The 13,477-nt window shown below is 41.4% G+C and carries 8 protein-coding genes; all 8 read right to left on the reverse strand.

The window, feature by feature from the left end:
* Positions 1-182: 182 nt before the first annotated feature.
* Positions 183-962: a glycoside hydrolase family 16 protein gene (locus tag J1N10_RS17765; RefSeq protein ID WP_262328081.1), complete on the reverse strand. Its 780-nt coding sequence runs from the start codon at positions 960-962 to the stop codon at positions 183-185.
* 73 nt (positions 963-1,035) lie between these two features.
* Positions 1,036-3,003, reverse strand: a complete 1,968-nt coding sequence (locus J1N10_RS17770) for a RagB/SusD family nutrient uptake outer membrane protein (RefSeq protein ID WP_262328082.1) — start codon at positions 3,001-3,003, stop codon at positions 1,036-1,038.
* A gap of 75 nt (positions 3,004-3,078) precedes the next feature.
* Positions 3,079-6,564 carry a TonB-dependent receptor gene (locus J1N10_RS17775; RefSeq protein WP_262328083.1) on the reverse strand — a complete coding sequence of 1,162 codons (3,486 nt, stop codon included), beginning with the start codon at positions 6,562-6,564 and terminating at the stop codon, positions 3,079-3,081.
* 75 nt (positions 6,565-6,639) lie between these two features.
* Positions 6,640-7,611 carry a FecR family protein gene (locus tag J1N10_RS17780; protein WP_262328084.1) on the reverse strand — a complete coding sequence of 324 codons (972 nt, stop codon included), beginning with the start codon at positions 7,609-7,611 and terminating at the stop codon, positions 6,640-6,642.
* 129 nt (positions 7,612-7,740) lie between these two features.
* Positions 7,741-8,316 carry an RNA polymerase sigma factor gene (locus J1N10_RS17785; protein ID WP_262328085.1) on the reverse strand — a complete coding sequence of 192 codons (576 nt, stop codon included), beginning with the start codon at positions 8,314-8,316 and terminating at the stop codon, positions 7,741-7,743.
* 34 nt (positions 8,317-8,350) lie between these two features.
* On the reverse strand, positions 8,351-9,910 hold the full coding sequence (locus J1N10_RS17790) for a sulfatase (RefSeq protein ID WP_262328086.1): 1,560 nt from the start codon (positions 9,908-9,910) through the stop codon (positions 8,351-8,353).
* Between the two features lie 2 nt (positions 9,911-9,912).
* Positions 9,913-11,859 carry a beta-N-acetylhexosaminidase gene (locus tag J1N10_RS17795; protein WP_262328087.1) on the reverse strand — a complete coding sequence of 649 codons (1,947 nt, stop codon included), beginning with the start codon at positions 11,857-11,859 and terminating at the stop codon, positions 9,913-9,915.
* A gap of 24 nt (positions 11,860-11,883) precedes the next feature.
* Positions 11,884-13,440, reverse strand: coding sequence for a sulfatase family protein (locus J1N10_RS17800; RefSeq protein ID WP_262328088.1), 1,557 nt, complete (start codon positions 13,438-13,440; stop codon positions 11,884-11,886).
* Positions 13,441-13,477: the final 37 nt, after the last annotated feature.

Genomic DNA, 13,477 nt, shown 5'->3' on the forward strand with positions numbered 1-13,477 from the left:
TTAGTTACTGTAATTCTTTAAAACTCATCACTCTTATACCTTTGAGGCTAATCAGTTTATCTCTCAGGTTTAGGTGATGATCATAAAATGAGCATGGCTTTGGATTACTTGACCTGGATTGTTAATGTTAATCTAAACAGGGAACAATTACTTCGGATTCTTGAGTTATCTTTCAATGATACCTATTGATACACCCTTACCCAGTCCACCAACATCTCCTGAGGAACATCGTCCAGGTTAATTTCTCCAACCCAATTGCCGCCCAATGCCTGGTTAAGTATGATGTAAAATGGCTTATCGAATGGCCACTTTTCAGAATCATCACTTTTACCTCGAGGATATGTGAATGTTGCTTTATCATTTATAGAGAAGCACAATGAATCAGGATACCACTCACAGGCAAATACATTAAATTCATTTACATTATAGGGTGCCGTAACATAATAGTTTACATTATCCTTGCCTCCTTGGTTATCCAAAAATTCACTGTGAATCGTTTGATAGACGTAAGCATCGTTATTTAAATGCTCCATGATATCAATCTCACCACTTTTGGGCCATCCGCCATACTCGCTATTTTCGGGCATCATCCAAATGGCCGGCCAGGAGCCTTTGCCATGTTGCAGCTTAGCACACACCTCTATTTTACCATATAGAAAACTAAATTTCCCTTTGGTTTGGATACAACCCGTTTGGTAATTCATTGTCCCATCCGATAAGTTCTCGACAGTTCCCTTTACATGCAGGTAACCGTCAGCCACAAAAGCATTCTCAATGCGATCAGAACAATAGCATGCCCAATCCGCCTTATTTTGCCCCGAAAAACTCCAGTTTTGAGCACTTGGTGGACCAGTTATGTCAAATTCATCGGACCAAATTAACTCCCAATCATGCTGCACCTCCTTTGGGGCATTGCAACTACAAAAAGCGATAAGGATGGAAAATAAAAAATATAGTTTCATAATTAAGCGGTAAAAGGCCTTGGGCAAACGAGTGCCCAAGACCTTATTTTAAATTCAACTATGTTATATCGTATTAATCAATCGGTTCACCATTTGCTTCAATAGGCCAGTTCGGATTCTGATAAATCACCGAATTAGTTGGTTCACCACCGCTTGTCATTAAGAAGTGATCGTACGCAATCGGCGATAAATAGTGCGCCGGGTGCCAGTTATATCCATTATAAACCAGGTTATTATCTTTTACAATCTGGTAAGGACGCAAATAATTGCTATTAGCCGGACTTGATACGTTAGAGGTCTTACCTTCTGTTCCTTCAGGTATTAATAATGATTCACCTGAATCGTCATCCAGATACCAATCTTGCATATCGCCACCCCACAGGTTAAAACCTTCAATCTGATAGTTACTTACCTGATCCAAAGCGCGCCAGCGCTTTAAGTCCATGTAACGCATACCTTCAGCTACGAGCTCACAACGGCGCTCTCTGCGAATATTATAAAGTGTTGCATCAACCAGGTTACCGCCAGAATACGCACCCCAGTCACCCTGAGCTTCTTGTGTCATATCAGTTGCTGCAATGGTCTTATTGAAATCTGTATCAAGGCCAGCTCGTGTTCTTAAGGCCACCCAACAGTTAGTCGCTGTTGCATCTAAAGAACCGTTCAACACATAAGCAGCCTCAATGTAATTCAGGTAAGCCTCTGCCGCCCTGAATACGATTGAACCGGTATAACTACCTGAACCATCGGCTTGTGAATCATCACGATTAACACCTTTTTTGATTGCATAACCCGTTACATACTTCACCTCAGGAATTCCTAAAATATCAGGATAAGGTTCTACATTGGCATCGGTAATCTGCTCACCTGGCGCTTTCATAAATAGTTTCAATCGATCATCGCGCAACTCTTTCACATCGCTGATAGTAGCATCACCTACATAACCCGAACCCGCTGCATAAATTGGCAAGCCATTCTCCATTAGGAAACTCTCTACAAAACCTCTTGTATAACCTGTATTACCACCATTCTTTTGCAAGTAGTGCTGGTTCTGGTGATAGACATTTTCCTGTACATTGTAAGAACGCCAGAACAATACCTCATCGAAATCAGACATATCATTAGCAGCAAACATGTTGTAGTATGGATTATCAAAGATGGCAGTTCCTTCAGAATCACCATTATTAGCTACTAAACTAACCGCATCAATCACTTCTTTTGAAGCTTTCATTGCTTCACCTAAAAAGTAGTTGATTTCAGCATCAATATCAATTGAGAACCCACTCAGGTAGTCAGCATTAGCTCCCGGCCAACCTGGACCTCCCGGAACACGCGCTGTTCCCTTGTGGTATTTCAACCAGCTTCCTTCATGCAAAGCAACACGTGACTTAAACAGTTGCGCACTTAATTTTGTCAGGCGATTTCTGCCTCCATCCGGCACATTGTTCATTAACATTATGGCCGAATCTAAATCAGAGATAATGAAACGCGCCACTTCGTTGCGAGGTCTTCTCTTTGATGCTTCAGTTAATACTTCCTGCTGATCGGGTAAAGTATTTCGGATAATCGGGAAATCACCTAACGCCTGAACACGATTAAAGTATTCATAGGCGCGAATAAAGTACATCTCACCAATGTAATGCTCAATATTTGCCGGATTACCAGAGATGCTTCCTGCTTTCCATTTTGGCAATACATCCTCAAGGAAATAGTTACACTCGCGGATTCCTGAAAAAGTCCATGAACCACCATTTTGGCCAACACGCCATTCGCCTGGTGAAAATCTTGTACTATAACCTGATGTTGCCTGGTTATCAGTATGATTATCATAACTAAAAGTTCCATTTCCCCAACCTGAATGAGTTGGGAAATTGTAATGTGCAATTGCGTATGCCGCCAATTGATCTTCGGCATTCAAATACACCTCTGGTGTTACCTGATCCAAAGGCTCTCTATCAAGGAAATCATTACAGCTACTAAATGCACCCAAGGCCAATACCCCAAGTAAGTAGGCGAATAATTTTATATTATTTTTTTTCATTTTCATAAATCTATTTTGTTATTCTTTTCATTAGTCATACTAGTTTATCTCTGAGTAAACAACTATTAGTATTTCTTAGAAAGTTATGCTACAACCTGCTGAAATAGTTTTTGATAGCGGATAAATCTTACCATCGCTCCATCCACCATCAATGGTTTCAGGGTCAAATATTTTGGTCATCTCTGTAAATGTCAGCAAGTTCTCGCCTGATACATAGAAACGTAGCTTCTGAACACCATACTTCTTGGTAAACGTTTGAGGAATAGTATAACCTACCTGAATATTCTTCAATCGAATATAGGCCGCATTCTGAAGGTATCGGGTCTGTGTTTTAGTATTCTTATTAGACTCCCATGACATAATTGGACGAGGATAATATCCATCCACATTAGCCCCTAACTCATGACCTTCAGGACGGAAATAATCCATGTGCTCTTTGAAGCCGGCAGCCTGCCACATGTTTCCGTTAGCTCCCCAGAAATAAGGGCCACCCAAAGCATAGTCGCGCTTGCCAACACCTTGCCAAAGCATTCTGAAGTCAATACCTTTCCAGGCTGCATCCAAATCAATACTGAATTTATAACGTGGTGTGTTGTTTCCAATGATTGAGTAGTCACCAGTATCGCCGAGTACGCCACTTCCTGAATTGATTTCACCATCATTATTGAGGTCTTCATACATGATGTCACCAGCTGCCCAGTTGCTCCCCATCACACTCTGGTCGTGATTAGCCAACCAGTTGTTCATCTCATCATCACTTTTGGCAATACCATGGGTTGTATAACCCCAAATTTCTCCGCCCATACGACCAGCATACCACATATCTACACGACCGTTTTCATTTGGATAACGGGTTACTTCCTGTTGGTCATCGGCTAAAATACCTCTTACACCATAAGATACCTGGCCAATTTTATCGCGCCAGCTAAGCTCCAATTCAAATCCATAGGACTTCATATCCGCATTGTTGATTTTTGGAACAGAAGTACCTAAGGTTGCTGGCAGCTCAGGTGCAGGTCCAACCATATCTTCTGTAAAGCGCTGGAAGTAGTCAAACACCAATGTTAAGCGATTATCAAACATCCCTGCGTCTAAACCAATGTTCCATGAGCGAACCGTTTCCCAGGTTAACAATGAGCTCACCAATCCAGGGCTAGAGGCTGTGTTGGGACGCATGCCATTTATCATCCATGAGCCATTAGCAGTTCCTACAGGCATGGTTGTATAGAACGGGTACCATTGCTTTGTGTTTTGGTTACCCAGTTCACCCCATGAAGCACGTAACTTTAAAGTATTAATTTTGTCCTCCAATGGTTGCCAGAAGTTTTCTCTTGCGATATTCCATCCCACTGATAAAGAAGGGAATAAATTCCAACGTTCTTCTCTTAAGAATCGGCTTGTTCCATCATATCGGGCATTCAACTCAACCAGGTACTTTTCTTGGTAGTTATAGTTAATACGACCAAAGAAACCAGCTGTAGCCCAGTGTCCATAACCTCCTGAGGTAATTTTATCTTCACCTGAAGCGGTATTGATTGTTGGCAAATCAGGACTGATTAAATCATTGCGATAACCACCTAAGTTACGTGTTTTATTTTCTTCCGATTGAAAACCAGCTAAAGCCGTCAGATTATGCCCTCCTTCAAATTCCTTAGTGAATTGAGTGTACAGGTTCGGACTCATATAAGTCGTTTTTGAGGCATATTCAGATGCTTGCGTGCTACCAGGCGACAACCAACCAACACCAACTGCATATGGATTTCCTGCTACATCGTGCGCATAAGCAGGCAGATAATTACTGCTGCTGAAGTAAGTATCAGTACGGTAGTTTAACTCACCAATCAGCTTCCATCCTTTGATTGGTTCAATATCTAACCTAAATTGCTGGTAGTTTTGATCTTTCTCCGAAATATTGCGACCTCCTTCTCTTAACTGAAGAATTTCTCCTCCATCAGCATAAAATCCGTTTGGATCATATACAGGGTTAGTTGGCCAGCGACGCGCAATGTTATGATAGAACAAACCAAACTGGTGAGTAGCCTTTTCATAAGTTTCGCGGATGAACTTAGTGTTGTAGCGGATGCTAGCGAAATCGGCTAACTGAGCAGTTACATTAGCAGTTACTGTAAACCTGTCGAATGAATCGTTAGCATGACGCAATAAACCATTCTGATTCAAATAGTTCGTTGATAAGTAATACTGTATTTTCTCCGAACCACCATTCAGACTTAAAGCATGCTCCTGCGAAGGTGTCCAGCTTTTATAATGCTCTTCAAACCAATCGGTATTGGCATGCGAGCCTGTATACTGCTGCCACCTGTCTCCATTGGTATTAGCTACTGTTCCATAGTCTATTTCTCCTTTTTGGTAGGCTAGAATACGTTCCAATACTTCATCGCTAAAGGCAGGATTCTGTCCAGCATTGGCACGTGCATCGTTCCAGTATTTGGCAAAAGTATATGAATCCAACATATTAGGCTTCAACAAAGGATCGCTCCAACGGAAGTTGTTATTATAGTTAATTTGCATGCGCCCTTCCTTACCTCTTTTGGTTGTAATTAAAATTACCCCAAAAGGTGCACGAGAACCATAGATAGCAGAAGATGCGGCATCTTTCAAAACAGAGATACTTTCAATATCCTGTGGGTTAAGCGAATTCATATCACCCTCCATGCCATCAATTAAGATCAGTGGACCAGAGTTAGAACCATCACCGATTGTACCTGCTCCACGGATATTGATTTTAAGCGGATTGTTTAATTCACCACCACCTGAAGAGGTCACATTTAAACCAGGTACGATTCCTTGTAAAGCTTGTGATACATTCTGCACAGGGCGTTCCTCAATTTTATCGGAGGTAACAGCTGATACAGAGCCCGTAACATTTACCTTTTTTTGCGTACCATAAGCAACCACAACTACTTCATCCAATCCGGTCGCTTCCTCCACCATGGTAATATTAAAGTTGGTTCTGCCAGCCACATTTACAACCTGAGACTCAAACCCAACAAATGAGAAAGTCAAACTGGCATTCTCTGAACTCACACTTATTGAAAAGGATCCATCAATACCGGTGATAACACCAGATGTTGGATTTTCCTGTTCGTACACGTTAACGCCCGGTAAAGGTTCACCCATATGATCAGTCACTTTACCTTCCACTACATGCTGTTGAACCTGAGCAACCACATCGCTCTGTGTTTTATCAACAATCACATAATAGTTCTCAATTACTTTGTAAGTAAGATTTTTATCAAGTACCTGCTTAAGCACCTCTTCAACATCGCTATCCTTAACATTAACTGAAACAATTTGCCGCGGATTAAGCTGAGAATTGCTGTAGGCGAATCTACAGTCTGCAGAATTTTCAATCTGCTCAAAAAGTTCCTGTATTGAAATAGTACTTTCTTGAATGGTCACGCGCTTGTTTTGTGCATAGCCAGCTGCAGAAATGACCATCGAGCCACAAAACAAGAATACACTCAGTAGCTTCATTATACGATAGATTTTTTTCCTCCGATAATTGTGCAAACAATCCGGATGATTTGTTTTTCTTTTCATAAATTTGTGTTTTGCTGAATTAATTAGAAATTAGTTCATTGATTAAGCAGACAATAGGCCAATATTGTCTGCTTTTTAGTTGTTAATCCGTTTTTTAGTTATTATTAGTTTATCATCATTCATTCTGTAGTTGAGCTGTAACACCTCACTCATAATCGCCAATAGATTATAAAGTGTCTCTTCTTTTCTCAGGCGCAGAGAAAAGGTTTTACCTCTAAAGTCAGCCGTAGTGCAAATCACTTCTACACCATACCAATGCTCAATTTTACGGCAAACGTCCTCCATGGTATCATCCTTAAAAATGAGACTCCCATTCGTCCAGGCTAACCCCATTCCTAAATCGAAACGTTTTTTCGTGAGAACCGATGCCGCTTTATTGTATTCCACGCTTTCACCGGGCACCAAAACCATTCCCTCATCTGTACTTTCAACCTTTATCTTACCTTCAAGAAGCGAAGAGCGCACAAACGGTTCGTCCAGATAATTTCTTACCATAAACTGTGTCCCTAACGCTTCAACAGTTATCGAATCTGAAGAGACAACAAAAGGCAAAGAAGGATTTTTAAATACATCAAAGTATACTTCTCCTGTCACTTGAACATTACGCTGATTCACCCCATAACTTAAGTTATAGCTTAGCGTTGAAAGCGCATTCATGTGAACTTCGGTGCCATCAGGTAAAAAGAAATGAGCCCTGTCTCCCAGCTCTGTTCTAACGGTCATCAGTTGAGTATCCGCAACTTTTTGATTTATGATCACAAAAAGCAATGCTCCTATAAGAGGAAGTAAGAGTATAGCTGCTACATTTTTATAAAACTGGAGGTTCCACCAAGTCGATGTTAGATGTAGTCTCTTTGTCTGATTCGCCTCTTTAACATCAGATGTTTTGGCTGCTTCCCATTTCTCTGAAAAGTACAACGCCAATTCCTCTCTTTCAGATTCGTTATCTAACCAGCTTTCCAAATCCTGTATCGCCTCCTTACCCAACATCTTATCGGAATACAAGCGGTTTATCTTTGCGTCTATATGTGATTTATTTTCGCTCATCTACATTAAATACGATTGAAGTCTTTTCATCTATTAGTGCTATTTTTATTTTTTTTCAATAAAAACTGCATCACCCTCACCAACTGTATCTTACACGTCTACTTTTTTTTCAAACAACCCATACTTAACTTATCCAGCCGCCAGGAGTACGATTAACAGGCATATCAATTCCTTCAGATTCTTTTTAAGAATCTTTGTAGAATTGTACATATGCGCATTTACAGTATGTTCACTAATACCCAGCATATTGGCAATAGCTTTATAGCTCATGCCTTCCATCTTATTGAGCATAAATATTTCACGCCCCTTAGCCGGAAGCTCTTCAATACATTTGAATACCTGCTGCTCTACCTCTTTATATTCTATAGACTCGACGGTTGAGTCATCAATATCCTGACTGCTTGCAATGGTTTCCTCAATATACTTGCGCTGACGAATAAGCTTTCGCATGTGATCAATCATCAGATTTCGGGCCACGGTAAAGATGAATGCCCCCAATGAAGCATCCTGTTTCAGAGTTTTCCGCTTATTCCAGATGATGAGAAATACCTCCTGCACGAGGCTTTCTACATCTTCTTCTTTAGGAAGACTTTGCTGAATAAAATTCAAAAGACGTAATCTATAGTTCGATACGATCCAGGCAACAGCCTTTTCATCACCATCGAGCAACTGTGAAACTATTTTTACTTCTTTATTATCTTTCATCACTAACTATCAGTAACATCGTAAACTATTCCGCCTATAACTGTACCTCATCGGGCCAGGGTACTATCTGTCCATTTTGTTTGTTTGAGGGCCTTTGGGCATTCACACTTCGCAAATAATCACCCAGCTTTTTCGCCAACTCTTTAACGATTTGAGGGTGTTCAGCTGCCAGGTTGTTTGTCTCTCCAATATCCTGATGTATATTAAACAGCTCAAAGTGCTGGTCACTATACCAATAAATCAGTTTCCACTGGCCACTTCGAATGGTGCTGGTGGTTCCGATACCAGGCCCGTGTCCGCCCCATTTGTTCGGAAAATGCCAGAAAAGTTCACGGTCTGTTGCTGTACTTCCTTCCTGCAATAGCATAGGCACAAAGCTCACACCATCAATCTCCTGCTTCGGAATTACATTTATTATGCCTGCCATTTCAAGTATCGAAGGATAAAAATCTTCGATAATCAGGTAATCATCACATTTAGTTTTTGGCTGAACTGTACCCGGCCATTTTACTATCATCGGCTCCCGAATACCCCCTTCGTATGCTGAACCTTTACCGCTATTAAGTGGTGCGTTATGCACATGCAATTCACCTCCACGGGCATGTGCACTCAGGCCACCATTATCGGACATAAATAATATAATGGTATTATCATCAATGCCTTTCTGCTCTAGATAATCCATTAAATCACCTAAGCTCTTATCCATGCCTTCTACCATCGATGCATAACGTGCTTCAGTTTCGTCAAGTCCTTGACTCTTGTATTTCTGATAGAACCGATTATCTGCTTCAATAGGCACATGAACAGTATAATGAGCCATGTAGAGGAAAAAAGGTTTATCGATGCTCAACGCACTATCCAAAGCCAGTTTTGCTTCGATAGTTAATACTTCCGTCAGATTGATGTCCTGACCATGATACTTCTCCAGCCCCGGTATCGCCCATACATTAAGCGGAATACCATTCTCATCATGACCGTAGTTTTTAAGCCCCTGATAAGTGGCAGGTCCTCCCGCAGCATGACCTGCAATGTTTATATCAAATCCTAGATTACAAGGATTAGCCGATGGCGTTGTCAAAGCTCCAAAATGGGCCTTCCCTGCATGAATGGTAAAATAACCATTGTCCTTTAAGACCTGTGGTAGCGGAGTGGTGGCAACCGCATACTCAATCGAGTCAGCGGTCTGTATACCATTCATATCCCACTTTGGAAACTCCAATATTTCATCCTTCGCATCCTGCGACACGCCTCGTCTAAGTGTCCAGTTAGTGACTCTGTGACGGGCGGCATTCATACCACTCATCAGACTTACGCGAGTTGGAGAACAGACAGCACAGGCATACGCTTGGGTAAATTTCATTCCCTGTTGAGCCAAACGCTCCATATTTGGTGTATGGTACTTATCGTTGAGTGGTGTTCTTTCGGTCCAAAAGGGCACTGATGTATCCTGCCAACCCATATCATCCACCAAAAACAAGATAATATTGGGTTGCTCTTTCTCTTTATCAACGACACTGCTGCAACTGGTTAAAACAGCCAGCCATGCAATAGAAAGCAAGACAATACTATGCATGATAAAACGTGTTTTTTTCATAGTCAATTATTAGTTCGATAGGCATTTTCAATGGGTTCGAATCCGCGAAGACTATTTTGCAAACCTCCAGGTCGGTTCCTTTGTATCCATAATCGTCTGAATTGTGCCAGCAAGGCATCCCAATCTTCCTGCATGATTTCTTTTACAGAATCACTAGCATGACTCATTTTATTATCAGGCAACAGTAAGCGTTCTTTGGCCATCAGAGCACTGTGACGCGCAAAACCAGCGGCCAGTTGAAGTTCCTCAATTAGTAATTGTTGCTCTTTATTATAGGCCGGACAACATTCTAGTTGCTCAATTAACATATTTAACTTCTGCAGAACAGCTTCGGTATTCTCTGCATTAACATGCTCCAATCTAGGAGTGGATAACGGATCATCGGGAGAACGAAGGATATCGTAAAATACATTGACGTACTTTTGAATATCTCCATCATATAATTTATAAACACTTCCGAGTTCCATTATAAGTTGAGCCAGCTCAGTGTTTGGATGCTTCATGAGTGAATAAGCCAGGTGAGTATTTACATCCAATGACTCGTTTGCTTCCACCGCCCAAGATAATCCGGCACCATATATGATGGCGGGATAACTGATGACAAAGGGCTGCCAATGGCCAAAGTCGCCCCAATCGGTGATTAAATAACCACTAGCCTCATACTTTTTGCCTGCCTTTGCTGCTTTTAAAAGGTTTGCCTGTGCATTGGGCCATCGACCAATGAAGGACTGCCAGCTGGAAGTACCCGGACAAACATAGAAAGGCACTCCGGCATCGTGCATCTTGCGACTGTTTTTTTCAAACGGGTACCACGAACGGTAGCCCCAAACCAAACAAGTCAGATCTTCAGGTAGGCGGTGCAATTGTTTAGGATAGTTGAGTATAATGTCTGCCCACATTTGAGGCTGATACCCCTTTGTACTTAAATAATTTGTCAGTTCAGACATGTAGCTGATGTACACTTCGCCTTTCCCTTGTTCATCGCAGGCCTCTTTCGAACGCCCATGTCCCAGTTCCCATGGCTCATCACCACCAATATTGACCGTTTTAGATGAGAAGTTAGGTAACAACTCATCGTATAGACTTTCAACGAGCTCCATAGAACGCGGATCAACCGGATTCAAAGTGGTGCGTCGTTGCAAATGATGAGGCCCATCCTTTTGTACCTTTTCCAATTCAGCCAGATGCTGGTAGTCGGCATGCTCCAACCAACGCTCCATATGTCCTAATGAGTTTTGGTTGGCCACCAATTCGATAAAGCGCTCCTGGCAATACTCATTAATTGTTATAATATCTTCAGCAGTATAGGGCGAATAATCCTGCCATACTTTCTGATGTTTTTGATAAGCAAAAGTATGCTCAGTATAAAGCTGCAACTGGTTGATTTTCCATTCTGCCAAATGATCGATCATCTGAAATAAAGTAGTTAATGTGGGTACTTTATCCCGGGTCACGTCCAACATAAACCCGCGGTTGTTAAAGTCAGGGTAATCGGTTATGGATACAAGTGGTAAATATCCGGCTTCCTCAGCGTAACGAATGATCTGCTTCAACGTTTGAAATCCATTATATACGCCAGCCAGATCCACTCCCACTAGTTCAATTTGATTAGCCGCAATCAGCAGTCGATAACCTTGTTCTTTTAGGTCTAGATCTCCATCAATACTTACTTTCATAATGGGAGATTCGCCATTGGCACAAGCTCTTGTAATATTCCAGTTCAGACCGATATTCTGAAACGCAGCACGTACTTTTTTGAGTTCAGATAATAACCGCACATCTTTAATATCGCCAGATAGTTCAATACGTCCGGCATGACCATTAAACGCCCCATCTTCCACCTTAATAGCTTGCGGAAATGGCAATAAGAAATCTTTAACTGAATTAGTGGCAAAACCAGTCAGCCCAATGAGCCAACTGGTTATCATTATCATTAGATGTTTTTTCATAATTGGGGATTGAAAGTGTAGAGATTAGTAGGTACTTAAATCGGTATCCTCATACTTCTCTTGTAGTTCCTTTAGCTGCTTTTTCAGCTTCCTAATCAAACCCTGCATCGATGGATGCTCATAAAGGTTAACCATCTCATTAGGATCGTCGACTAAATCGTATAGCTCCCATTTGTCAATGTCGTTGTAGAAATGAATTAACTTATAACGGCCGGTGCGTATGCCATAATGACGCTTCACCATGTGCTCGTTGGGGAACTCGTAGTAGTGATAATAAATAGCCTCACGCCAATCAGCGTCTTTATCATTAAAGAGTTTGACCAGGCTTTCGCCTTGCATATCGGCAGGCACTTTCAGACCAGCAACATCTAAAAACGTGGGTGCATAGTCAATGTTCTGCACTAACTGATGCAATTGCGTTTTGGGCTTAATGACCTTTGGGTAGCGCATCACTAAAGGCGTTCGCAACGATTGTTCGTACATAAAACGCTTGTCAAACCAACCGTGCTCACCCATGTAGAAGCCCTGATCGGAAGTATAGACAATCAATGTATTATCCAACTCACCTTTTTCTTCCAGGTAATTCAATAAACGTCCGACATTATTGTCAACTGATGCCACACAGCGCAGGTAATCCTGCATGTAACGCTGATATTTGTATAGTGCCAGCTCTTTGCCTTCGAGGTTTCTCGACTTGAAATCTTCAATAATAGGATCATATTCTTTGTCCCAGGCCTCACGTTGTTCAGGTGTCAGCTGGGCGATCATGTGTTCGTAGTTCTTACGATACTTAGTTTGAATTTCTTCTTCTTCATCCAATAATTTAAGATCATATACCAAATCCATATCATTGGCAATGTGCATGCGTTGTTCCGCTGCTGCCTGACGGTTCTGATAATCATCAAAGAATGTTTCAGGCACATCAAACTCCCTGTTTTTAAACAGATGAAACAAAGCTGTGTCGGGTTGCCAGATACGGTGTGTAGCCTTATGGTGCACTAACAGGCAGAAAGGTTTTTCTGCATCTCGATTTTCAAGCCAGTTGATGCTTTTATCTGTAATCACATTGGTTACATAACCATCTGAAGGAATCGTATCTCCATTAGTGATAAAATCAGAGTTATAGTAATCTCCCTGGTCAATTAACACCTCGTAGTTATCGAATCCGGTGGGCAAACTTTTCAAATGCCATTTACCCACAATGCTGGTTTGATAACCATTTGCACGCAATAACTTTGGAAAAGTCACCTGATTGCCATCAAAGGTTAACGAATTGTTGATGTGCCCGTTTTTATGGCTATGTTTACCCGTGAGCATAACGGCACGGCTCGGTCCGCAAATCGAATTAGTCACGAAACTATTTCTGAAAATCGCACCTTCTTCGCCAATCCTGTCCAGATTAGGCGTCTCAATAAAACGATTATCGTATGCACTGAAAGTTTGCAAAGAATGATCATCCGTCATGATGAAGAGGATATTTGGCTTCTTTTGGTCTTGCTGGTTCTTTGTTGACTGACAGCTTGAGAACAGTATGGCGACAAGCGCCATACATAAAGCCATCTGTATATATTGTTTTTTCATTAGATATGTAGTTAGTATCTGCTTTATATGCTTGGGA

Origin of the sequence: Carboxylicivirga litoralis, from assembly GCF_025499605.1 — a bacterium.
Lineage (GTDB): Bacteria > Bacteroidota > Bacteroidia > Bacteroidales > Marinilabiliaceae > Carboxylicivirga > Carboxylicivirga litoralis.

Coding starts and splice junctions, on each gene's coding strand:
- J1N10_RS17770 (WP_262328082.1), bottom strand. CDS start 3,003: ATGAAAAAAAATAATATAAAATTATTCGCCTACTTACTTGGGGTATTG.
- J1N10_RS17765 (WP_262328081.1), bottom strand. CDS start 962: ATGAAACTATATTTTTTATTTTCCATCCTTATCGCTTTTTGTAGTTGC.
- J1N10_RS17790 (WP_262328086.1), bottom strand. CDS start 9,910: ATGAAAAAAACACGTTTTATCATGCATAGTATTGTCTTGCTTTCTATT.
- J1N10_RS17795 (WP_262328087.1), bottom strand. CDS start 11,859: ATGAAAAAACATCTAATGATAATGATAACCAGTTGGCTCATTGGGCTG.
- J1N10_RS17775 (WP_262328083.1), bottom strand. CDS start 6,564: ATGAAAAGAAAAACAAATCATCCGGATTGTTTGCACAATTATCGGAGG.
- J1N10_RS17780 (WP_262328084.1), bottom strand. CDS start 7,611: ATGAGCGAAAATAAATCACATATAGACGCAAAGATAAACCGCTTGTAT.
- J1N10_RS17785 (WP_262328085.1), bottom strand. CDS start 8,316: ATGAAAGATAATAAAGAAGTAAAAATAGTTTCACAGTTGCTCGATGGT.
- J1N10_RS17800 (WP_262328088.1), bottom strand. CDS start 13,440: ATGAAAAAACAATATATACAGATGGCTTTATGTATGGCGCTTGTCGCC.